The 22,154-nt window shown below is 72.1% G+C and carries 21 protein-coding genes; 6 read left to right on the forward strand and 15 right to left on the reverse strand.

The genetic code is table 11. From position 1 onward, the window contains the following. The first annotated feature begins 82 nt into the window (after positions 1 to 82). A complete protein-coding gene (locus F4562_RS24440) occupies positions 83 to 889 on the forward strand; it encodes a class II aldolase/adducin family protein (protein ID WP_184540965.1) in 807 nt (268 codons plus the stop codon). Between the two features lie 32 nt (positions 890 to 921). On the opposite strand, the gene F4562_RS24445 is transcribed toward F4562_RS24440, so the two are convergent. The 5 genes from F4562_RS24445 to F4562_RS24465 form a co-directional block, all read right to left on the reverse strand. Then, positions 922 to 1,389 carry a DUF779 domain-containing protein gene (locus F4562_RS24445; protein ID WP_184540964.1) on the reverse strand — a complete coding sequence of 156 codons (468 nt, stop codon included), beginning with the start codon at positions 1,387 to 1,389 and terminating at the stop codon, positions 922 to 924. Beyond that, entirely contained in the window at positions 1,389 to 2,906 is a 1,518-nt protein-coding gene (gene adh, locus F4562_RS24450) for an aldehyde dehydrogenase (RefSeq protein ID WP_184540963.1), read from the reverse strand. Before adh ends, F4562_RS24445 begins: the two co-directional genes overlap by 1 nt. Before the next feature lie 240 nt (positions 2,907 to 3,146). Further along, positions 3,147 to 4,523, reverse strand: coding sequence for a GAF domain-containing protein (locus F4562_RS24455; protein WP_184540962.1), 1,377 nt, complete (start codon positions 4,521 to 4,523; stop codon positions 3,147 to 3,149). Positions 4,524 to 4,678: 155 nt separating this feature from the next. Next, positions 4,679 to 5,407, reverse strand: a complete 729-nt coding sequence (locus F4562_RS24460) for a hypothetical protein (RefSeq protein WP_184540961.1) — start codon at positions 5,405 to 5,407, stop codon at positions 4,679 to 4,681. A 207-nt stretch (positions 5,408 to 5,614) separates the two neighbouring features. Continuing rightward, entirely contained in the window at positions 5,615 to 7,054 is a 1,440-nt protein-coding gene (locus F4562_RS24465) for a carotenoid oxygenase family protein (RefSeq protein WP_311733946.1), read from the reverse strand. Between the two features lie 391 nt (positions 7,055 to 7,445). Here F4562_RS24465 and F4562_RS24470 point away from each other — a divergent pair, with 391 nt between their 5' ends. Next, a complete protein-coding gene (locus tag F4562_RS24470) occupies positions 7,446 to 7,619 on the forward strand; it encodes a hypothetical protein (RefSeq protein ID WP_184540959.1) in 174 nt (57 codons plus the stop codon). 160 nt (positions 7,620 to 7,779) lie between these two features. On the opposite strand, the gene F4562_RS24475 is transcribed toward F4562_RS24470, so the two are convergent. Further along, positions 7,780 to 8,133 (reverse strand): STAS domain-containing protein, encoded by a 354-nt coding sequence (locus F4562_RS24475; protein ID WP_184540958.1) that lies wholly within the window; start codon positions 8,131 to 8,133, stop codon positions 7,780 to 7,782. A 432-nt stretch (positions 8,134 to 8,565) separates the two neighbouring features. On the opposite strand from F4562_RS24475, the gene F4562_RS24480 reads away from it, so the two are divergent. The 3 genes from F4562_RS24480 to F4562_RS24490 all read left to right on the forward strand — a co-directional run bounded on the left by F4562_RS24480 (position 8,566) and on the right by F4562_RS24490 (position 11,483). Continuing rightward, on the forward strand, positions 8,566 to 9,678 hold the full coding sequence (locus F4562_RS24480; protein WP_184540957.1) for a CapA family protein: 1,113 nt from the start codon (positions 8,566 to 8,568) through the stop codon (positions 9,676 to 9,678). Between the two features lie 450 nt (positions 9,679 to 10,128). Further along, on the forward strand, positions 10,129 to 10,950 hold the full coding sequence (locus F4562_RS24485) for an SAM-dependent methyltransferase (RefSeq protein ID WP_184540956.1): 822 nt from the start codon (positions 10,129 to 10,131) through the stop codon (positions 10,948 to 10,950). Next, positions 10,869 to 11,483 (forward strand): protein kinase domain-containing protein, encoded by a 615-nt coding sequence (locus F4562_RS24490; protein ID WP_221206768.1) that lies wholly within the window; start codon positions 10,869 to 10,871, stop codon positions 11,481 to 11,483. Before F4562_RS24485 ends, F4562_RS24490 begins: the two co-directional genes overlap by 82 nt. On the opposite strand, the gene F4562_RS24495 is transcribed toward F4562_RS24490, so the two are convergent. The 9 genes from F4562_RS24495 to F4562_RS24535 all read right to left on the reverse strand — a co-directional run bounded on the left by F4562_RS24495 (position 11,455) and on the right by F4562_RS24535 (position 21,184). Next, a complete protein-coding gene (locus tag F4562_RS24495) occupies positions 11,455 to 14,355 on the reverse strand; it encodes a DUF5682 family protein (RefSeq protein ID WP_184540954.1) in 2,901 nt (966 codons plus the stop codon). The genes F4562_RS24490 and F4562_RS24495 overlap by 29 nt on opposite strands. A gap of 50 nt (positions 14,356 to 14,405) precedes the next feature. Beyond that, the gene (locus F4562_RS24500; RefSeq protein ID WP_184540953.1) at positions 14,406 to 15,521 is read right to left on the reverse strand and encodes an ATP-binding protein; all 1,116 of its coding nucleotides are present in this window, start codon (positions 15,519 to 15,521) and stop codon (positions 14,406 to 14,408) included. 12 nt (positions 15,522 to 15,533) lie between these two features. Beyond that, positions 15,534 to 16,862 carry a VWA domain-containing protein gene (locus F4562_RS24505; protein WP_184540952.1) on the reverse strand — a complete coding sequence of 443 codons (1,329 nt, stop codon included), beginning with the start codon at positions 16,860 to 16,862 and terminating at the stop codon, positions 15,534 to 15,536. Then, positions 16,859 to 18,274 carry a hypothetical protein gene (locus F4562_RS24510; RefSeq protein WP_184540951.1) on the reverse strand — a complete coding sequence of 472 codons (1,416 nt, stop codon included), beginning with the start codon at positions 18,272 to 18,274 and terminating at the stop codon, positions 16,859 to 16,861. Before F4562_RS24510 ends, F4562_RS24505 begins: the two co-directional genes overlap by 4 nt. Next, entirely contained in the window at positions 18,274 to 18,732 is a 459-nt protein-coding gene (locus F4562_RS24515; protein WP_311733945.1) for a hypothetical protein, read from the reverse strand. Before F4562_RS24515 ends, F4562_RS24510 begins: the two co-directional genes overlap by 1 nt. Positions 18,733 to 18,910: 178 nt before the next feature. Then, positions 18,911 to 19,111: a helix-hairpin-helix domain-containing protein gene (locus F4562_RS24520; protein ID WP_184540949.1), complete on the reverse strand. Its 201-nt coding sequence runs from the start codon at positions 19,109 to 19,111 to the stop codon at positions 18,911 to 18,913. Between the two features lie 247 nt (positions 19,112 to 19,358). Next, positions 19,359 to 19,706, reverse strand: coding sequence for an MmcQ/YjbR family DNA-binding protein (locus tag F4562_RS24525; RefSeq protein WP_184540948.1), 348 nt, complete (start codon positions 19,704 to 19,706; stop codon positions 19,359 to 19,361). A gap of 69 nt (positions 19,707 to 19,775) precedes the next feature. Beyond that, positions 19,776 to 19,994 carry a ferredoxin gene (locus F4562_RS24530; RefSeq protein ID WP_184540947.1) on the reverse strand — a complete coding sequence of 73 codons (219 nt, stop codon included), beginning with the start codon at positions 19,992 to 19,994 and terminating at the stop codon, positions 19,776 to 19,778. Continuing rightward, positions 19,991 to 21,184 carry a cytochrome P450 gene (locus tag F4562_RS24535; protein ID WP_184540946.1) on the reverse strand — a complete coding sequence of 398 codons (1,194 nt, stop codon included), beginning with the start codon at positions 21,182 to 21,184 and terminating at the stop codon, positions 19,991 to 19,993. The genes F4562_RS24530 and F4562_RS24535 overlap by 4 nt, the downstream gene beginning before the upstream one ends. Positions 21,185 to 21,392: 208 nt before the next feature. On the opposite strand from F4562_RS24535, the gene F4562_RS24540 reads away from it, so the two are divergent. Beyond that, positions 21,393 to 22,154 carry an SDR family oxidoreductase gene (locus F4562_RS24540; RefSeq protein WP_184540945.1) on the forward strand — a complete coding sequence of 254 codons (762 nt, stop codon included), beginning with the start codon at positions 21,393 to 21,395 and terminating at the stop codon, positions 22,152 to 22,154.

Genomic DNA, 22,154 nt, shown 5'->3' on the forward strand with positions numbered 1-22,154 from the left:
CCCGTGAGGCAAATTATATTGCCATTTAGGCTGTTCCTGTTCCAGGCCGCGCGGTCCCGGAGCACGACATGAAAGGCGGCAGATGAAGACCGACGCCGAGATCCGCGAGGCCGGCCCGCGGCCCGCCGAAGAACTCGACCTCCCCGCCCTTCCGGAACGGGCGGGCTCGATCGCCGAGGAGCGGCTGCACCGCAAGCGGCAACTCGCCGCGGCCTTCCGCATCTTCGCCAGGTACGGCTACGACGAGGGCATCGCCGGCCACATCACGGCGCGAGACCCGGAGTTCCCCGGCCGGTTCTGGGTCAACCCGTACGCGGTGCACTTCTCCAGGATCCGCGTCAGCGACCTGCTCCTCCTCGACGAGCGGGGGCACGTCGTCGAAGGCGGACGCCGCACCAACAAGGCCGCGTTCTGGATCCACTCCTCCATCCACGACGCCCGCCCGGACGTGACCGCCGTGGCCCACGCCCACACCGTCCACGGCCGCGCGTTCGCCTCCCTCGGCCGCCCGCTCGACCCGATCATCCAGGAGTCGTGCGCGTTCTACGACGACCACGTGGTCTTCGACGAGTACAAGGGCCTGGTGCTGGAGAAGGCCGAAGGCCGCCGCATCGCCGCCCGCCTCGGCGACCGCCGGGCGGCCGTCCTCCGTCACCACGGCCTGCTCACCGTCGGCCGCTCCGTCGAGGAGGCCGCCTGGTGGTTCATCGCCATGGAGCGCGCCTGCCAGATGCAGCTGCTGGCCGACGCGGCCGGGCGGCCCCGCGTCATGAGCCGGGAGGAGGCGGTGCTGGCGCACCGCCAGTTCGGCAGCGCCAACATGGCCCGCCACAACTTCCGGCTCCTGGCGGACCTGGTCTTCGAGCAGGAGCCCGACGTCCTCGACTGAGGGCGGGAGGGGAAGGCCCCGGCGGTGTCCGCTCAGACGTCGGCCCCGGTGGGCGGGGGAGGCTCGTCGAGGAGCCGCAGCGCCTCCTCGTCGGTGAACAGCCGGGAGCGGATGAGGAAGCGCACCCCCTCGGGCGCCTCCAGGGAGAACCCGCTGCCCCGCCCCGGGACGACGTCCACGGTCAGATGGGTGTGCCGCCAGTAGGCGAACTGGGAGGCGCTGATCCAGAAGGGGGTGTCCAGGGCGACGACGCCCAGGAGCACGTCCGCCGCGCCGACCCGGAACTCGCCCCTCGGATAGCACATGGGTGCGCTGCCGTCGCAGCACCCGCCCGACTGGTGGAACATCAGCGGCCCGTGCCGCCGCCGGAGCCGGTCCAGCAGCTCCTCGGCGGCGGGGGCGAGCCGCACCCGCTCCACCCGGGGCGGGTGGGGGGACGCCGGCAGGGGCGCCCGCGGGTGCGGCCCGCCGACGGCGGAGCCGGGCTCCGGTCCGTTCATCAGAAGAAGCCCAGTTTCTTCGGCGAGTAGCTGACCAGGAGGTTCTTGGTCTGCTGGTAGTGGTCCAGCATCATCCGGTGGTTCTCCCGGCCGATGCCCGACTGCTTGTAACCGCCGAACGCCGCGTGGGCCGGGTAGGCGTGGTAGCAGTTGGTCCACACCCGGCCCGCCTTGATCGCCCGGCCGAACCGGTAGGCGGTGTTCCCGTCGCGGGTCCACACCCCGGCCCCCAGGCCGTACAGGGTGTCGTTGGCGATCTTCAGGGCCTCGTCCTCGGAGTCGAACGTCGTCACCGACACGACCGGACCGAAGATCTCCTCCTGGAAGATCCGCATGTCGTTGGTGCCCCGGAAGACCGTCGGCTCGATGTAGTAGCCGCCCTCCAGGCCCGGGACCGTGCGCGGGCCGCCGCCGGTCAGCAGCTCGGCACCCTCCTGCCGGCCGATGTCGATGTAGGAGAGGATCTTCTCGTACTGGTCGTTGCTCGCCTGAGCACCGATCATGGTGGCCGGGTCGAGCGGGTCGCCGCCGACGATGGCCCTGGTCCGCTCCAGCGCGCGGCTCATGAACTCGTCGTAGATGGACGAGTGGATCAGGGCCCGCGACGGGCAGGTGCACACCTCACCCTGGTTCAGGGCGAACATCACGAAACCCTCGACGGCCTTGTCCAGGAAGTCGTCGTCCGCGGCGGTGACGTCGGGCAGGAAGATGTTGGGGCTCTTGCCGCCCAGCTCCAGCGTCACCGGGATGATGTTCTCGGACGCGTACTGCATGATCAGCCGCCCGGTGGTGGTCTCACCGGTGAAGGCGACCTTGGCCACGCGCGGGCTGGAGGCCAGCGGGCGGCCCGCCTCCGCGCCGAACCCGTTGACGACGTTGACCACGCCCGGCGGGAGCAGGTCGGCGATCAGCTCCACCAGCAGCAGGATGCTGGCCGGGGTCTGCTCCGCGGGCTTGAGGACGACGCAGTTGCCCGCTGCCAGGGCGGGGGCGAGCTTCCACACCGCCATCAGGATGGGGAAGTTCCAGGGGATGATCTGGCCCACCACACCGAGCGGCTCGTGGAAGTGGTAGGCCACGGTGTCGTCGTCGAGCTGGCTGATGCCGCCCTCCTGGGAGCGGACGGCCGCGGCGAAGTAGCGGAAGTGGTCGACGGCGAGCGGCAGGTCCGCGGCGAGCGTCTCGCGTACCGGCTTGCCGTTCTCCCAGGTCTCGGCGACGGCGAGCCGCTCCAGGTTCTCCTCGATGCGGTCGGCGATCCGGTTGAGGATGTTCGCCCGCTCGGCCGGGGACGTCCGTCCCCAGGCGTCGGCCGCGTTGTGGGCGGCGTCCAGCGCCAGCTCGACGTCGGCGGCGGTGGAGCGCGCCACGCTGGTGAAGGTCTGCCCGTCGACCGGGCTCGGGTTCTCGAAGTAGGCGCCGTCGACCGGGGGCACCCACTCGCCGCCGATGAAGTTGTCGTACCGGGAGGCGTAGGCGACGATGCTGCCTTCGGAGCCGGGCGCTGCGTAAACCATGGTTTCGCTCTCCTTCACACGGTCGTAACACGGCCAACGATGAAGGCGTGAGGTTGGCGCAAGGTTGGCGCCACGCGCGTGCGGTCGCCGCGGGTCCCGGACGAGGCGTTCGGCCTCCAGGGTCGCCGGTATCCCGGGTTATCGGGCATGCCGGGGTACCGGGCATCCCGGGGGACCGGCGCCACGCGCGTGCGGTCGTCGCCGCCTCGCGGTGAGCACGCGTCAGCCGGTGAGTGCGCGTCAGCCGTTGAGCGCTGTGCGGTACCTGGCCAGCGCCACGGCACGGCGGGGGTCGTCGGGCGCCAGGACCGTCAGGGCCCGCTCCTGGATCTGCAGGTCGTACGGGTGCAGCTCACCGAGGCGGAGCACCGGCCCGGGGCCGCCCCAGCGGAGCACGGCCTCGCGCACGGCGACCTCGATGTGCTCGCGCCAGGTGCGGATGCCGGGGGCGTCCGACCACGGCAGCAGCGGCCCGCCGTAGCGCCGGACCGCCTCCTCGACACGTCCCGCGTGCAGGGCGGCGAGCACCTCGGCGGCGTCGCAGCCGACCGGTTCGGTCAGCTCGTAACGCCGGGTGGACAGCGCACCCGCCAGGGCCCGCCGCAGGTGGGAGACCTCGGCCTTGAGCGTGGCCGGGGTGACGTGCCGCTCCCCGTACAGTTCGTCCCGGAGCCGCTCGGGGGACATGCCGCGTCCCGTGTGCCCGGACTGTCCTTCGAGGATGAGCAACGTGAGGATCTCCAGCTGGCGCGGACGCAGCCGCACCGGAAGGCCGTCGCGCGTCAGCTCCGCCTCGCCGAGGGTGCGTAGCCGCAGGCCGGAGCCGTTGACGCCGGGACGGTCGGCGCCGCCCGCACCGGAGCCGCCGGGGGTATCGGAGCCGCCGAGGGCACCGGAGACGTCGGGGGTATCGGAACCGTCGGAAGCGCCGGAACCGCCGAGCCGGACGGAGCCGGGCACCGGAAGGGCGACCGGTGCCGCGGAGCGCATCCGTTCGGCCAGGTGACTCTCGATGGCCCCGGCCAGGGTGCGCAGCGCGGGCATGGCCAGCGGGTGCGAGCGTTCCCAGGTGCTCGACAGGTCGAGGACGCCGAGGATCCGGCCACCGGGAGCGCGGAGCGGAGCGCAGTAGCAGACCCAGCCGTGCAGTGCCCGCACCAGGTGCTCGGCGGAGAACACCTGGGTGGGGCGGCCGGTGCGCAGCGCGAGGGAGAGCGCGTTGGTGCCCATCGCCTGCTCGTCCCAGCGGCCCCCGGGGGCGAAGTTCACCGCCTCGGCCCGCCGCCGCATGACCCGGCCGCCGTAGGTCCACATGATGGTGCCGGTCTCGTCGGTGACCGCCGCGATGAAGCCGCCGTCGTCGGCGATGGCGCGCAGCTCCTCGGCGACCGCTCCCAGCGGCTCGCGCAGCGGCGAGTGCCGCCAGCGGTGGTGGGCCTCACCGGCCTCGGGTGCGCTGTCCTGCTCGGGCCGGACCGTCGCGATCGACCGGCTCCAGGAGTCGACGATCTCCTCCCGGAGCGGGCCGTGCGCACGTCCGGACCCGCCTTCGACCCAGCGTGCCCACTCCAGCTCCAGGCGGGCACGTTGCAGGCGCAGCGGCTGGCTTCCTTCCATCGGCCTACCTCAAAACCCGGGAACGGTTACGGTGATGATGCCTCATCACCCGTCGTGACGCATCCCCTCCGAACGGCACATTTTCCCCATGGGGAGCGCCCGGCCGTGAGCCGCCCGGATCACCCGGCCCGAAAACGGGCCCGACCCGGCGGCCGTCAGTTCCACGGGTCCCAGAGGGGGTGGGCGAGGATGTCCGGCGACGGCACGATGTCGGCGGGCCGGTCGCGCCAGGCGGCGGAGAGCGCCGATCGCAGCAGGAACATCAGCGTCCGATGGGGGAATTCCGTCTCGGGGGCCCGCCACAGGACACGCCCGTCCAACCGGACGACGGGACGATCGCCCTCCAGGGTCAGCTCCAGGTCGAGCGCCTCCCGCCCGGGACGGTCGGGCAGCGCCGCGACGAACGACGCCCGCAGGGCCTCGTGCGACCCCCTGTCCGTCGCGGCCCGTCCCTCCTCCCGCCGTTCCAGGTCGGCGAGCGCGGCACCGACCAGCTCCGGCGACGGCACCTCATGCGGAGGCAGCGGGACCAGCCCCGCGTGCTCGACCCGCCGCTCGTGCCTGCTCTCCCGCACGTGGCTGTCGACCGCGGAGCGGTAGGCGTACAGCGTGGTGCCCTCCACCCGGTACGTCGTCGCGGACAGCTCGAACTCCACCGAGACCGTCGTCGTGTCGTAGACCCGGTCCAGCGCTCCCGAGGCGTCCAGCACGTAGTAGACGCGCTGGACGGTCAGCGGCTCACCGTCCGGGCCGAGGATGCCGTGCAGGTGGAGCAGCGTGGTGCTCAAGGGTGTGGTCGGCCCGCCGACCAGTGTCCGGCCGTCGGGCATCCGCCAGCCCTCCGCCACCTCCGGCTCCCGTCCCGCGTTCTTGCTGAATTTCACACGGGGATCCTCACACGCGACGGGGGAGGAGGGAAAGCGCGGGCCGGGCCGGATGGCTCCATCCGGAGTGGGTTCCCAGGGCTCGCGGTGGGTTCACGCGGCTTCACGGTGGGTTCACCGTGCTTCACGCGACTTCACGACGGGTTCATGATGCTTCACGCGGCTTCACGATGAGTTCGTGGGGCTTCGCCGCGGGTTTGGGCCGGGTCAGGCGTCCGAGATCCAGGACCCGTGGAAACCGGCGGGCACACGCCGCGGCAGCCGCACCGACGCCACGGGCGACAGGTCGGAGGCGTCCAGGACCAGCAACTCGGAGGCGATACCCGGGCCGCCGGTGACGATGGACAGCAGCCAGCCCTCATCCTCCCCGTGCGCCTCGCGGCCGGGGACGAACACGGCCTCGCCCGGCATGCGATCCGGCCTCACCCGGTGGACGGCACTCGCCCCGGTCCGCACGTCGTACTTGACGATCGCCTCGGCGGAGACCGCGTACAGGTAGCGGTTCCGGTCGCCGGTGCGGCAGTCGTTCAGCGTGGGGAACTCCACGTCGAGGTCGTCGAGCGATTCCTCACGCACCCCGGCACCGGGTGTCAGGACGTACCGGTGCAGCCGGGCCGCGCCTTTCGCGGCCGCTGCGGCGGCAGGGTCGGCGTCGCCGCCGATCTCCTCCCACACGGCGGCGAACGCCGCAGGGGCGTAGCGGACGGCATCGAGTACGACGCGGCCGGAGAGGTCCTCGTGGGCGTTGGCGGTGTGGAAGACGTAACACGGGTCGATGTCGAACCAGATCACGTCGGTGGCGTCGGTGGCGTCGGTGGCGTCGGTGGCGTCGGTGGGTCCGGTGCCCGTGGTGGGTCCGGTGCCCGTGGTGGGATTGGTGCCCGCGGTGGGTTCGGCGGGTTCGGTGCCCGCGGTGGCTCCGGCCCGTGGCATGACCCCCAGGCGCGCGCCGTACCGGTCGTCCCAGCGATACGGCATCCCGCCCGTGGCGGCGAGCCCCATGTCGAACACGACGGGCAGGTCCATCCAGACGACGTGGCCGGTGGTGATGGCGAAGTCGTGCATCATCGTCGGCCCCGGCACCCGGATCTCCCGGCTCTCCACCAGCCTCCCGTCCGCCGACAGGCGATGGTAGGTGAGGTACGGCGGCCGGAAACCGTAGCCGAAGAACAGCAGTTCGCCGGTCACCGGGTCGCGTTTGGGGTGCGCCGTCATGGCGGTGGTGAGCAGCCCGCCGAAGTCGCACGGGCCGACCGTCTCGAGTTCGGGGGTGAGCTCGTAGGGCAGGCCGCTCTCGACCAGCGCGAGGATCCGATTCCCGTGCGGGACGACGTGGGTGTTCGCGGGCACCGCGGCCAGGTCCACGGAGAGGTCGTCGCGGACGAACGGTGCCCCGTTGGTGAACGCGCTGGTCCGCACCCACCGGTTGCGGTACCACTCGGCGCGGCCGTCGCGCAGCCGCACACCGTGCACCATCCCGGGACCGGCGAACCAGTGGCCGGGATCCCGCCCGGGGAGCGGGTTGGGGCCGTTGCGGAGGTAACGGCCGGTGAGCTCCGGTGGCAGGGCACCGGTCACCGGCAGGTCGAAGGCGTCCGTCTCGTCGGGCACCGGCGCCAGGAACCCCCGCAGGTAGAAAGGAGTCACGGTGGGACACCTCCCGTCAGGGCCGGGACGGCACGGGCCGCCGGGTGTCGTCCTTCTCAACCGTGGCACGCGGTGGCCGTGAACCTCCACTCCCGGCATGCCAAACGAGGGACAAGTCCCGGTGGCGGCTTCCGGAACCGCCGGTCCCCGGGACCGGGCACCATACGGGCGGGGCCGTCCGGGGGACGTCCGTACGGGTGGGGCCGTCCGTGGGGCCGTCCGTGCGGGCGGGGCCGTCCGAGGGCGTCCGTACGAGCAAGTGCCGCATGGAAGAGGGCCGTACGGGTGAGCCCGTATGGACGCGCCGCATGGGCGAGCACCGCACGGACGCGACCCGCCGGACGTTAAGCACATGCGAATTGTCGGGGGGACAGGGAAGAATGGCTCCATCATGACCATTTCCTCGTCCCTACCGTTCATCGCCACGACCTCGCCGAGCGGCGACATCGTGGTCTTCTACGTCGGCACCGAGCCTCGTATGACGCCTGAGCAGGCGCTCGCGTTCGCCGACCAGCTCCGCGACCTCGCGACTCAGGCGGCCTGCGCCGACCTGGTCAACTGCTGACCGACATCGACTGCTGACCGGCTCGGGCGGCCTGCGCCGATCCCAACGGCCGGTCGACCGCCGGCCGAACGGGTCGGCTATCCCGATCACGGAATCATTCGCCCCCGGCACCGGGCCGGGGGCGTTCGCATGTCGGCCGAGGCTTCTCTCCGCCCGCCGGTCACCCCTCGCAGGCGATGTCGAACCGCTCGTCGAGCCTGGTGATACGGAACAACCGGGCGATCCGGTCCGGGACGCGGGCCAGCCGGAGGCGGACGCCGCGCGCGCGGGCCCGGTTGTCGGCGTGGATGAGGGCGGTCAGCCCCGAGGCGTCCATGAAGGAGATCCCGGTCATGTCGACCACGACCTCGCCGCAGTCCCGGCTGGCCCGGCCGAGGTGGGCGTCGAGCAGATGAGCGGTGGCGATGTCGACCTCCCCGCAGGCCGTCACCACCTTCTTCCCGGTGCCGTCGGCCTTGACGGACACGCCGAAGGAGGGGCCCCGTCGCGGCGGACGGGCGAGGACGATGCTCATCTGGCCACTCCGGTGGGCAGGGCCGACCGGGTCGATCGGCGTCGGATCACCTCGGTGCACGGAGGAACGCTCCTGAACCGAGTCGTCCCTCCAGTCTGATGGGCGGGCGAGCGGGATCCTAGGGCCGAAGGTCCTGAAAGTCGCAAAGGTGGCCGGTCCAGGTCATCGCAGCGCAGACTGCGGGCCGGGCCCGCCGTCGCCACCGGCCGCCCGTCACCCGGTCGTCACCTGCCGCCCGTCGTCACCTGTCACCCGTCACCCGCCGTCGTCACCTGTCACCGGCCGCCCGTCCCCTGGCCGTCGCCTGCCGCCTCTCACCTGCCCTCGTCACCCGTCACCTGCCCGCGGCCGGGGTGAGAGGGGGAGCGGGAGCAGGGGCACGGGGCCGGTGGGTGCCCCGGCCGGGTGCCCGGCCGTGCTTACCATGGAGACATGCGCGCCGGTCCGGTGACGTTGTTCCTGTGCGGCGACGTCATGCTCGGCCGCGGCGTCGACCAGATCCTCCCCTGCCCCGGCGACCCGGCGTTGCGGGAGGCGTACATCTCGGACGCCCGGTCGTACGTCGAGCTGGCGGAGGCGGTGAACGGCCGGATCCCGCGTCCGGTCGGCTTCTCCTGGCCCTGGGGGGACGCCCTGTGGGTGCTCGACGAGGCCACGCTCGACGTCCGGGTGGTGAATCTGGAGACGAGCGTCACGCGGAGCGACGAGTTCGCCCCCGGAAAGGGCGTGCACTACCGGATGAACCCCGGAAACCTCCCCTGCCTGGCCGAGGTGCGGCCCGACGTCTGCGCGCTGGCGAACAACCACGTGCTGGACTTCGGCCGCCCGGGGCTCGGGGAGACGCTCGACGTCCTGGCCGGTGCGGGACTGCGAACGGCCGGGGCGGGCCGGGACGCGGACGAGGCGCGGCGGCCCGCGATCGTCCCGGACGGGCACGGGGGCCGGGTGCTGGTCTTCTCGTTCGGGCTGCCGTCCAGCGGCATCCCGACGGACTGGGCGGCGACCCGGCACCGGGCCGGTGTCGACGTCGTCCCTGAACCGTCCACCGCCGCGGCGGCCGCGATCGCGGACCGGGTGCGGCGGGAGAAGCGGCCGGGTGACGTCGCGGTCGCCTCCGTCCACTGGGGTTCCAACTGGGGCTATCGGATCCCCCTGGAACAGGTCCGTTTCGCGCACCGGCTGGTCGACGGCGGCGTCGACGTCGTGCACGGGCACTCCTCGCACCATCCCCGCCCGATCGAGGTGTACCACGGCAGGCTCATCCTGTACGGCTGCGGTGACCTGGTCGACGACTACGAGGGCATCACGGGTAACGAGCGGTACCGGGACGATCTGCGGTTGTTGTACCTCGTGTCGCTGGAGCCGGGTTCGGGGGAGCTGGCCGGGCTGAGGATGGTGCCCCTGCAGGCGCACCGGATGCGGCTTCGCCACGCCTCGCAGGAGGACTCCCACTGGCTGCGGGGACTCCTCGACCGGATCGGCGGCGGCTTCGGGGCACGGGTCGGCCTCGAACCGGACGGGGTGCTCACGTTGCGCCGGGACTGAAGGACGCCGCCGACGGCTCCCAGCGACCGGCTGTTCTCGACGGCGATCGGTGGCCTCCGGCGACCGGCTGTTCTCAGGTCCCGCCGACCCTCGAAAGTGGCATGGGTGGGCCTCATACCGTACACAGTGTTCTGTCACCACCTCTAGCAGGAGGTCACGTATGTGACCGGTTCATCTGCGGACCTCTACGCAGCCTCGCTGGCGAACGTGGCCTGGCTTCTCTATCTCGTGGGGACGATCCCGCCGTTCTTCCCCGGAGCGAACGTTCGCTAGGCCGAGCAGCGCTCGGTTCCTCTTTGAACGTCAAGGCCAGGCGTATCGTCAAGGCGACTCACCGCACCCGCCGCAGACGGTGGTTCGGCTCTGAGAGGTGCATTCATCGGCTTCCCTGATGAAAGACCGCATTTCACGTCTTCCGCACAATATGATCATCCGGACCACACTGGGACCATGAGGAAGGACTCCCCCGTGGCCGGCAGGCAGGACGAGCACAAGTACGGCATCGACACGACCAGGCCCAGCATCGCCAGGGCCTACGACGTGGTCCTCAACGGCAAGGACAACTTCGAGGTCGACCGGGCCTTCGTCGCCGAGATCGTGAAGGTCGTCCCCGAGATCTACGACGTGGCGACCTACAACCGGCGGATCCTCGGCAGAGGGGTGCGGTTCCTGTCGGGCCAGGGCATCACCCAGTTCATCGACCTCGGCTCGGGCCTGCCGACCGTGGAGAACACCCACCAGGTCGCGCAGCGCGCGAACCCGGAGTCACGGGTCGTCTACGTCGACAACGACCCGATGGTGCTGGCCCACGGCCGGGCACTGCTGGCGGAGAACGACCGCACGGCGGTCGTCACCTCCGACCTGCGTGACCCGGCGGCGATCCTCGCCGACCCGGAGGTCACCAGGCTCATCGACTTCGACCGGCCGGTGGGCGTGCTGCTGGTCGGCATCCTGCACCACCTGCACGACGACGAGGACCCGCGGGGAATCGTCGAGGCGTACATGGCGGCGGTCCCGCCGGGCAGTCACCTGTTCATCACCCACTTCTGCGCCTCCAGCCAGGACTCGCGTGACGCCGAGCAGAAGTTCCTCGCGCTGCTCGGCACCGGCCGGTTCCGCACGGAGAAGGAGATCACTGCCTTCTTCGACGGGTTCGAGCTCCTCGAACCGGGCGTCGTCCCGCTGCCCCTGTGGCGGCCCGACGAGCCCGTCTCCGCGGAACTGACCGTGGGCCAGCGACTGATGTACGGCGGGATGGCCCGCAAGCGGTAGCCGTTTTCGGCATCGGCCGTGTCCTTGCCGAGATCTTCGTGACGACCAAGGCGTTCACCGGCACGCCCGCCTACCCGGCGCCCGAGCAGCTCTCCGGTGATGAAGCCGGCTCCGCTCTGGACGTGTTCGCCTGGGTCTCCACCGTCGCCTTCGCGGCCACGGGCCGGCCGCCGTTCGGCGACGGCTCCCCCCTCGCGACCACCTTCGACAGGTTCCTCAACGAGGAGCCTGACCTCGACGGGATCGAGGCGCCGTTGCGGAGCCTCCTCGTCGAGTGCCTCACCAAGGACCCAGCTCGGCGGCCGTCGGCACGGCGGATCCTCGAACACCTGATCCGCGAGGGAAAACCCGTTCCAGGACTGCGGGCCCGGGTGGAGAGACCGGGCCCGCAGGACAGGCCGACCGCTCTCAGGGCGGTGAGCGACGCTCCGGGGCCGGGCAGGTCGGGAGAACCCGGAACCCTCGGCCGTCTCCTCCGCCGGGTCGCGGCCGTCCGAGCCCTCGTCAGCCGCTCCGGCCCGGTACGGAGGTGAGCAGCCCGGCGACGGCACCGGCGGTGGCGGGATACCGCGCCAGCAGCTCACCGGCCTCCCGGTGGCCGGCTTCACGGTGACCGGAAGGCCCGGCGGCCTGCGTGACCGGTTGCCACCCGGCGTCGCATCCGAGCAGCGCGGCCACGGCGTCGCACGCCGCGGGGTGACCGGCCAGCAGGTCGGTCACCGGTCCGGCCGCTCCCGCCGTCGTGGCCACCGCGGACGCCGTCGCCGCTGACCCCGCCGTCTCCAGAGCCGTCCGCGCCGACCGCGCCGACCAGGGCGGCACCCACGCGTCGAGGGCGTGCAGGCCGGCCGGGAAGGTGCGGCCCGCCTCACGGACGAGCACGGGCACCAGCTCACGGGCCTGGTCGCGCAGCGTGGTGATCAGTATGGGCAGCCACGGGAGCAGGACGGCGTCGGGCAACCGGGCGAAGGCGTTGGACATCACCTCGACCACGAAGGGGGTCAGCGCGGGGACGGGTTCCAGCGCCTGGACGAACCCGCTCAGATACTGCGGGAACGCCGGGACGACCAGCGGGTTGGCCAGCAGCCCGTCACACCGTTCCCGCAGCTCCGCCGTCGACAGCAGGCCGAGCTGCGACTGGGCGGCCCACAGCAACGCCACCTTGGCGGGCGCCTCGGGATGGGACTGCCGCACCGCGAGTTCGAGCTGCGCGCGGTCGCAGCCCAGTGTCAGCGCGAGACCCTCCATGGTGAGCAGGAAGCCGAGCACGGCGGCCACCTGGCGGACGCCGGTGTCGTCGTCCACGAAGGAGGTCGGCAGCAGCGTGCAGTAGTGCGCGTACCCGCCGGCGACGAACGCCTCGCACCACGCCGGGAGCACCGGTTCCGTGGCACGGTAGTGGGCCAGCAGCCGGCGGATCCGGCGCAGCACCTCGGGGGCGTCGTCCACGGTGCGCTCGGCGGCCAGCAACTCCACGGCCCGTGCCCCGAGCTCGTCGGCGAAGCGCCGGCCGCCCAGGTAGACGATGGCGTCCTCCACGGCCGCGAGGGCGTCGGCGGCGGTCGCCTCGGGCGCCCACACGGTGCGGCGCAGCCGTTGCTCCAGCACCTGCTCGACGGTGACGCCCTCGTACCCCAGCTCGATGATCGACCGCTGGTGGCGGCCGATCGCCAGATCCCAGCTCTCCTGGATGGACCGTTCGCCGAGCCGGCGCGTGCCCATGATGGGGCGGACCGCCCCCTCGGGCAGCAGGCGGCGCAGGATCCACAGCACGTTCGAGCAGGGCACCAGCTCGGGGTTCGTGCCGAGGTCGAGCAGTGCCCGCTGCACCGTGCGCTTCTCCGGATCGACCCCCAGCGGGCTCAGCCGGTCGTACACGTCGCGGGCCAGCGGCGGGAGGGCGTGGTAGCCGACCTGGCCGACGCGGTCGCCGCCCAGGAGGATCTCACACAGCCGCCGCACGTCGCGGCGGCCCGGCACCACGTCCTTCTCGATGCACGTGACCGCCGCGTCGGCGAAGTCGTAGGGCGTGGGACGGGCCCGGTTGCGCAGCCCCGCGAGCAGGATGGACGTCTCGAACACGGCGATGGCGTCGGCCGTGCTCGCCAGGTATCCGTTGCGGCGCGCCAGCCGCACGATGTCGACGCACCACCCGAGCAGCTCGGCCTCGTCGAGGCCGTCGAGCGCGGGCGGGGCCGACAGGAAACCGGACAGCCGGTCGGTGACCGGTCCCGGCTCCACCGGCGCCACCGTGCGCGGCCGGCGCGCGCGGGCACCCCGCTGGCCTTCGAGCCGGAAGGGGGCGACGCCGCTGCGCGCCACCGCCTTGGTCCAGGTGGCCGCGGCGACCGACACCGAGCCGGAGGCGAGCCCGAACTGGGCCTCGACGGCGGAGTGGCTGGACGGGATGAGCCCGTACTGCCAGCGGGTGGCCGTCCGGGGGCTGATGTCGTACGCCGGAGCCTCCGCGGCCAGGCCGAACTGCTCGACCCGGCTGGCCGCGTGGAACGCGCCGCAGACGTACAGGCACTGCGCCGGGTCGGCGCCCGAGGCGGCGAGGTGCTCGCGCATGCGGGTCCACATGTAACGCTCGCGGTCTTCGTCGCGGGCGTGCCGGTCGTCACCGGAGGGACGCAGGCGCCGGAACAGGCTGCCGATCAGCACCATGACCTGCCGGTAGGTGTCGTAGTCCGCGCCGGCCAGGGGTTGCTCCACGTACTGGTCCCACCATTCCGACCAGTGCCGGACCCTGCCGTGGTGGAGCAGGTGTTCCTCCAGTTCCGCGAACCGGGGCCGCAGGTCGCCGATCTCGACGCCCACGGCGTCACCGTGCAGGGCCGCCTCCTCCTCGTTTCCGGCGGTGTCGTTTCCGGCGGTGTCGTTCCCGTCGCCGCCGTCGGCCGCCGCGGGCTCGGCCGGCTCGCGGGGCAGCCACTGGAAGACGTGGTCCGCCGAGCGGTCCACCAGCACCAGTTCGACGTCCGGCGTGTCGAGGGCGTAGGCGATCGCCTGGTACTCGGCCGACGCCTCGGTGACGGGCGCCACGACGCTGAGCGGCCCCCAGCCGGCCGGGAAACCGTCGAGGTCGGAGGCGAACGCCTGCAACGCCACCGGGAGGCGGCAGTTGCGCAGCTCCTCCAGGAGCGGACGCAGGTCCTCACACAGCTCCAGGTAGATCACCTTGGGCTGTTTCTCGCGCAGGCGCCGCGCCATGGCCAGCGCGGAGGCCGGTGAGTGGTGGCACACCGGGAAGATCTCAAGCTCCTCGCGCAGCGCTCGGTCGACGTCGTCGACCATGCCCGACAGGATGCCGGCCAGGGCGTCCGGGGCGCCGGCGAAGGCGGAGGCGGCGTCGAGCAGTTGCTGCCGCAGTGCGCCGAAGGGAGCTGGGCTCGCCGGGCTCATCGAATCTCCTCGGATGATGGGCACCCCCGCCCGCAGGCGGGGGGAGGACGTCAAGAGAGCGTGGCGATCGCCTGGCGACCGCCTTCGAGGAAGTCCTGCCACGGCCCGCCCTCCCGCTTGCTGCGGGGTTCGACGACGCCGTGCCAGTACTTGTTCAGGATGGCCAGGTCCTCCGGGGTGCGGCGGGCCAGCGAGCCCACCAGCGAACCTGCCAGGGTCTGGGCCCGCAGCGTGCGGTCGCCGAAGAAGTGGCTGTGCAGGATCGCGTCCTCCAGCACGCCGATCTGCTCCGCCGTGGACAGCGCCGACTCCAGCTTCTCGTCGTCACTGGCGGCCGACGACGCCGCGGCCCGTAGGTCGGCGAAGCTCTGCAGCAGGACGTCCAGCAGCGTGGGCGGCACGTCGAGCTCGATCCGGTGCCGGCGCAGCAGCTCCGTGGTGCGGAAACGTACGATCTCCGCCTCGCTGCGCTTGCTCGTCACCACGGGGATCCGGACGAAGTTGAACCGCCGCTTCAGGGCGGACGACAGGTCGTTCACCCCCCGGTCGCGGCTGTTGGCCGTGGCGATGATCGAGAACCCGGGCTGGGCGAACACGATGTTGTCGTCGTCGAGCTCAGGGATCGACACGTACTTCTCGGACAGGATGGAGATCAGGGCGTCCTGCACGTCACTGGTCGACCGGGTCAGCTCCTCGAAGCGCCCGATCACGCCCCGCTCCATCGCCGTCATGATCGGGGAGGGGATCATCGACTCGCGGGACTGCCCCTTCGCGATCACCATGGAGACGTTCCATGAGTACTTGATGTGGTCTTCGGTGGTGCCGGCCGTGCCCTGGACCACGAGGGTCGAGTTGCGGCAGATGGCCGCCGCGAGCAGCTCCGCGAGCCAGCTCTTGCCGGTGCCCGGGTCGCCGATCAGCAGCAGGCCGCGGTCGGACGCCAGCGTCACGATGCTGCGCTCGACGAAGCTGCGGTCGCCGAACCACTTCTGCGGGATCTCCCGGTCGAGCCCGTCGGAGGGTTCGGAGCCGAGCACGAACAGCCGCACCATCCGCGGGCTCAGCCGCCACGAGAACGGCTTGGGGCCGTCGTCGACGGACTCCAGCCAGTCGAGCTCGTCGGCGTACTTGACCTCGGCGGGAGCGCGGAGCATGTCGTCGGTCATTCTCGGGATCTCCTAGGTGAGGAAGCTCTTGAGCTCGAACACGAGTTTGCGGATGTGACCTGAGATCACGGGGGTGCCCAGGTCCTTGAAGCGCTGGCGGAACCACGGGTTCACGCTCTGGTGCCCCGAGCTGTTCACCGAGCCGACCGGGATGAACCTCACGCCCGAACGGTGCACCGCCTGGATGCCGTCGAACAGGGGCTGGGAGCGGTCGAACTCGTAGAAGTCGGAGATCCACACCATCACGGTGTTACGCGGTTCGGTGATCTTCGGCCGGGCCAGGGCCATGGCCACGGGGCCGTCGTTGCCGCCGCCGAGGTTCGTCCGCAGCAGCACCTCGAACGGGTCGTGCACCCACGGGGTCAGGTCGAGCGCCCGCGTGTCGTAGGCGATCAGGTGCACGTCCACCTTGGGCAGCCCGGCGAAGATCGACGCCAGGATGGTGCAGTTCACCATCGAGTCGACCATCGACCCCGACTGGTCGACCACCACGATCAGCCGGGACGGCGTGGTCTTCCTGGCGGTGTGCCGGTAGTACAGCCGGTCGACGTAGAGCCGCTGGTCGTCCGGGCTCCAGTTGGTGAGGTTCTTCCAGATCGTGCGGTCGAGGTCGAGGTTGCGGAACACCCGCTTGGGCGGCACCGACCGGTCGACGGCGCCCACGCTGGTCTGCTCGACCTGCGTGCGCAACACCTCGGCGACCTCGTCGACGAACCTGCGGATCAGCGCCTTGGCGTTGGCCAGGGCCACCCCGGACAGGTTGGCCTTGTCGCGCAGCAGTTGCTCGATGAGGGACATGCTGGGTGTCAGCTGCCTGGCCAGCGCCGGGTCGGCCAGCACCTCGCGCAGCCGCATGCGGCGGACGAGGTCGCCCTCCAGGCCGGTCAGGACACCCGCCAGTTCACTTCCGCCGGGCTGGGTGTGCAGCCTGCCGGGCTCGGCCCCGAGCGCCTGCTCCAGCCAGCCGGCGTCCTGCTTCCACCGGGCCAGGTCGGTGGCGGTGACGTCACCCGACCCCGTGGCGAACACGTTCAGCAGGAGTTTCGACACCAGCGCCGCCCGGCGCACCTCGGCCTCCCCGGGCGGGGCGTCGCCCGAGGGCAGGCCCTCCGCCGCCATCAGGCCGCGCAGCTCGGCGCTCAGCTCCGGGAAGCGCTGCACGAGGTTGTCCACCGACACCGACGGGTCGAGCAGCGCGGCCGGCAGCCCGAGGTCGTCGACGACGGCCACGCTCGCCGCCTCCAGGGCGGGCTGCTCGTCGGCGTCGAACAGCCGCGACAGCAGCCGCCAGTAGAGCACCTGGCGCCGGTTGGCGTCGGCGCCGATCGGGGATTCGTTCATCGTCTCAGCAACCGTCCGGCTCGCTCGCGCAGCACGGCGACCGCGTCGCCGGCCTTGGCCTCGGCTTTCACGACCTTGGGATCCGTGGGACCCAACGCCCAGTCTCCGGTGTGCGCCGCGACCGTCTTACGCTTGACCGTCGCCTGGACCGCCAGGGGCTGCAGCGTCCACCGGCCGCCGTCCCAGCGGACCAGGCCGAGGCACGCCGAGGAGGCGGCGACCAGCTCGGGGGTGAGCGGGCCGCAGGCCGGCAGGCGGTCGACGTCCACGGCGAGGGTGCCGCCGCCCAGGTCGAACGTGACGGTCGCGCCGTCGTCGCCGGCCGTCGCGGTGTAGCCCTCCACCAGCACCGGTTCGGCGATGCGCACCGGATGGCGCTCCAGGGGCGGCACGGCGGGGGCGAGAGCCCCGCCGAGCAGGAGCCGGGCGGTGGTGAACGGGTCGGCGGGCTCACCCGCGCGGGCCCGGTCGTCGTGCCACACCAGGTCTCCGCCGCCCAGCAGGGGCAGGTCGGTGACGTCCAGGGCACGGCGCTCGGCCAACGCGGTCAGCAGCACGGGGTGACCGCCCAGCAGCCGCCACAGCGCCGGGCCGACGATGGTGTCCACCTTCGCGGAGGTGACAGCGGTGCGCACCAGCCGGGGCGGCTCGCCGCCGGCGGGCTCCAGCACGCCGTGCACCTGGACCTGGACCGCGGTGCCGTGCTCGTGGACGTCGGCGCCGAGGACCAGCAGCCGCCCCGACACGGTCTCCGCGGACGGGACCGCGCCGGACAGGCCGCCGGGGCGGGCCAGGAGCAGCGCGCGCGACCACAGGTCGGCCCACCGCCGGACGGGCAGGCGTTCCATCGTCGCGACCGGGCTGGACGCCCGCAGCTCGGCGGCCAGGCCGTCGAGCAGCACCGCCAGGCGGCGCAGGCCCGGCTCGGCCAGCAGTGCCTCGACCGTCTGGTCCGCGGCGGAGACCAGGTCGTGGTCGACGCCCCGCCAGCCGGTGACCGCCAGTTCGAGCAGCCACGACCGGCACCCGCCGAGCAGGTTCTCCGCCGCGGGCGCCGCCGCCTCCGGCGGCTCCTCCCACGGGGCCCTCGCCCGCCCGAGCGCGGTGTCGAAGCGGGCGAGCAGGGCGTCGTGCACCGCGCCGAACAGGGCGGTGCGTGCCCCGGCCAGCGCCGCCAGGTGTTCGTCCGAGACCGATCCGGCGGCGACCTTCCCGGACGCCTCGCGCACCCGTTCGCCGAGCGGCGTGGCCGCCACGGAACCCGCCAGGGCGGCGAGCGCCGTGCCGCGCTCCTCGCCGAGCCGGGCGAACCCGTGCGTCAGGGCGTCGTCGAAACCCGCCACCAGGTCGAGAGCCTCCTCGACACCCGCCGGCATGCCGTCGAGCAGCTCGGTGAGCTGCACCCCGAGCATCAGCGGACCGCCCTCACGGCGGGGAACCAGTGCATCTCGGCGACGGGCGCCGCGGTGCCGGGCAGTTCCAGGTAGGTCAGGTGGCGCAGGAAGCGGCTGAACACGACCGCGGCCGGCGTGGGCTCGTGCCCGCCGCGCAGCCGGCGCATCAGGTCGGCGCCGGACGACACGTCGTCACCGGCCTCGATCCGCAGGTAGCGGGCGACGCGGTCGGCGCCGTACTGCACCACGGCCTCCTCGGCGAGCGTCTGCAGGTGCTTGCACGGCGCGCCGCGCAGCCCGCCGCACGGCCGGTTGTTGTTGGTGCTGCAGTTGTAACCGTGGGTGCCGGCGGTGATCGACGAGACGTACACCCGGTCGATGTCCGAACCGCTCGACACCACCCCCTGCAACCGGCCGTCCGCCAGCTCGACGAAGGGGACCTTCGCCAGCTTGCGCGGCTGGACGGGGGGTGTCACGCGCGTCACGCTGCACCGCTCCCACGCGGGTGCCTCCGCGTTCACGATCGTCGCCCTCCAGTCTTCAGCGGCCCGCCGGCGCCGGTCGATCCGGCGGCACCTCCGCGGACGACCGGCGAATCGTCCGGAAATTCAGTGTCATGGGGTGTCAGTGGCGATCGCGCCACCGTCGGCGCCGTCATGCGCCGCGGAAGGACAGGCCGCGGCGGGAAAGGGCCTCGCGGAGAATGCCCACCGCCTTCGGCCCCACGCCGTGCAGGGCGAGCAACTCGGCCTCGGTGACGTCGGCGAGCCGCTCCAGACGGGTGTGACCGGCGCCGGTCAGCGCGCGCCGCGCCGGGGCACCCACCTCCGGCAGGTCGCTCTCGTCGGTTTCCACGGTGTTCCTCCTCGGGTCTGGCGCGCCGGTTCTCCCGGTGGCGGGACGGACGCGGGGCGTCGCGGCGGCGGCCGCCGGGGGTCCCGGGCCGCTCGGACTCAGGTGATGTTGGCAGGAGGGTCCGACAGTTTGGCCACCCGATGTCGGGTGGCCGACGAAGATCGCGTAGTCCGCCGGAGCTCACCTGGACATACGGATACATGTGGGGACGTATGGGGAACCTGCCCCGTGTGCACGCCCTGACGGGTCAGGTGGCGCGGGTCTCGTCCAGGGACCTCAGCAGCCGCTTCGGCGCGGTCATCCGCCACGCCTCGGTGATCAGCTCGCGGAGCTCGTCGTCGGCCAGCGCCGCGGTCTTGACCAGCATGTACGAATATCTCTCGTAGTGAGGCGTGACGAGGAAGACGTCGGGCCGCTCCGCGGTGAGCGCGGCCCGTTCGTCCGGGGCGACCTTGACGGCGACGAGCTCGGGATCCTCGTGCCGGCGGAGGAACATCCTGCCGCCGACCTTCAACGACGGGGTGCCCCACGACTCCGACTGCTCGACTCCCGGCAGCTCCGTCGCGAGGTCGAGGACTCGGTGGAAATCAGGCACCGCTCCAGCATGGCACACATTGGTTCATCTGTTCGATGACCCGTCGGCGAGGAAAGGGCGTCCGGAGGGTCACTCCTCGACGAGGGAGAGCGCGCCGGAGGGGCAGTTGCGGACCGCCTGGCGCACCCGCTCCCGGGCGGCGGGCGGCGGATCCGGTTCCAGCAGCACGACCAGGCCGTCGTCGTCCTGGTCGAACACGTCCTCGGCCGTCATGACGCAGAGGCCGGCGCCGATGCAGACCTCCCGGTCGGCGCGGATCCGCGGCGTCCCGGCCCCCGGGCCGCTCACCACGCCACCGGCATCGCGGACAGGCCGTACACGACGTTGAAGGAGCGGTACACGGGGTCGCCGGCGAGCCGTAGACCGGGGAACCGCCGGAGCAGGGCCGGGAACGCGATCCGCATCTCCAACCGGGCCAGGGGGGCACCGAGGCAGTGGTGGACGCCGTGCCCGAACGCGACGTGCCCGATGGCGCCTCGTCTGATGTCCAGTTGGTCGGGGTCCGGGACGAGCGCGGGGTCGCGGTTGGCGGCGGGGAGAGAGCAGAGCACGACCTCGCCGGGGCCGATGGTCCGATCGCCGAGCCGCACCTCGGCGGTGGTGACCTTCGCCATCCCGGAGTGCACGATGCTCAGCCAGCGCATCAGCTCCTCGACGGCGGCGTCGATCCGCTCCGGCTCGTCGCGGAGCAGCTTGAGCTGGTCCGGGTGGCGCAGCAGCGCGAGCGTGCCCAGGGACAGCATGTTGGCCGTGGTCTCGTGTCCGGCGAGCAGCAGCAGGCTGCCGATGCCGGCGAGTTCGGCGGTGGTGAGGTCGTCGCCGTGCTCGCGTACGAGCATCCCGAACAGGTCCTCGCCGGGGTTCTCGCGGACGGTGCGGATCAGGCCGGTGATGTACGCGCGGGCCTCCGACCCCGCCGCCGCACGCTCCTCCAGCGGCAGGGCGACGTCGAGCATCCGCCTGGAGGTCCGCTGGAAACCCTCCCGGTCGCCGTACGGCACGCCCAGCAGCTCGCAGATCACCAGGGACGGGACCGGCAGGGCGAAGTCCGCGACCAGGTCGGCGGGCGGGCCGCCACGCTCCATGGCGTCCAGGTGGCCGTCGACGATCTCCCGGATCCGGGGTTCCAACCGGCGCATCCGCCGGACGGTGAACTCCGGGGTGAGCATCCGGCGCAGCCGGGTGTGCTCGGGCGGGTCGGAGCCGAGCAGGTTGCCCGCGCGAACCTCGGCGACCTCCTCCTCGCCGGCCGGCGGTGCACCCGGCGGCCGGAACGGGGGCACCAGAGCGTTGCTGTACAGCTCCGGGTGACTCAGCACCGTGCGGACGTCCTCGAACCTGGTCACCAGCCAGGCCTCGGTGCCGAAGACAGTGGTGATCCGGGCGACTCCCTCGTCGTCCCGCAGCGCGGAGAGCTCCGGAGCGGGCCCGAACCCGTCCCTCCGCATGTGCAGGGGTGGTGCCGACATGTCGTGCATGCGACCTCCTCGGGTCACCGGCAGATGATCGTTTTCCCCATTCCGACCATACAGACCGGTGTCCGCGGAGGCGGCCCCGAAACCGGCGAGTCCGGTTCAGTATGCTGATTTTCGTTCAATCGCTCAGCCTGCTGAACAATCCCCGGTGGCAGGTCGTGAGCCGGAAGGGCGGTACGTCGCGGGGAACGCCGGAGAAGAGGACGGACGGATGAAGACGATCGTGGTGACCGGCGGTTCCCGGGGCATCGGCCTCGGCCTGGTCCGCTCCCTGCTGGCACGGGGCCACCGGGTGGCGCTGTGCGGCAGCCGGGCCGACACCGTGCGGGAGGCCGCCGCCGGGCTCGACGTGCTGGCACTGGTCGCCGACGTCACCGACCGCGCTCAGCTCCAGACGCTGTGGGACGCCGCAGCGGACCGTTACGGCCGGGTCGACATCTGGGTCAACAACGCCGGCGTCTCCCACACCCGCGCTCCGCTGTGGCGGCTCCCCGAGGAGGAGGCCCGTTCGGTCGTGGCGGTGAACCTCCTCGGTGCTCTCAACGGCTCCGCGGTCGCGCTGGCCGGCATGGCGGCCCAGGGCGGCGGTCACCTGTGGAACATGGAGGGCCTCGGCAGCGACGGCCGTACGGTCCCCGGGCTCAGCGTCTACGGCGCGACCAAACGGGCGTTGACCTTCCTCACCCGTTCCCTGGTCAAGGAGGTGCCCCCCGGGGTGTCGGCCGGCCTGCTCAGTCCCGGCATGGTGGTCACCGACCTGCTGACCCTCGGCTACGACCCCGGGGAGATGGAGCGGGCCAGGAAGGTCTTCGACATCCTGGCCGACCGCGTCGAGACCGTCACCCCCTGGCTGGCCGAACGGGTGGTCACCCATGCCCGCAACGGGGCCCACGTCCGCTGGCTCACTCCGGCCAAGGTGGCGGCCCGCTTCGCCGCGGCCCCGTTCCGCAGACGCGACGTGTTCGGCGGCTGA

The sequence above is a fragment of the Streptosporangium becharense genome (genome assembly GCF_014204985.1).
Taxonomy (GTDB): domain Bacteria; phylum Actinomycetota; class Actinomycetes; order Streptosporangiales; family Streptosporangiaceae; genus Streptosporangium; species Streptosporangium becharense.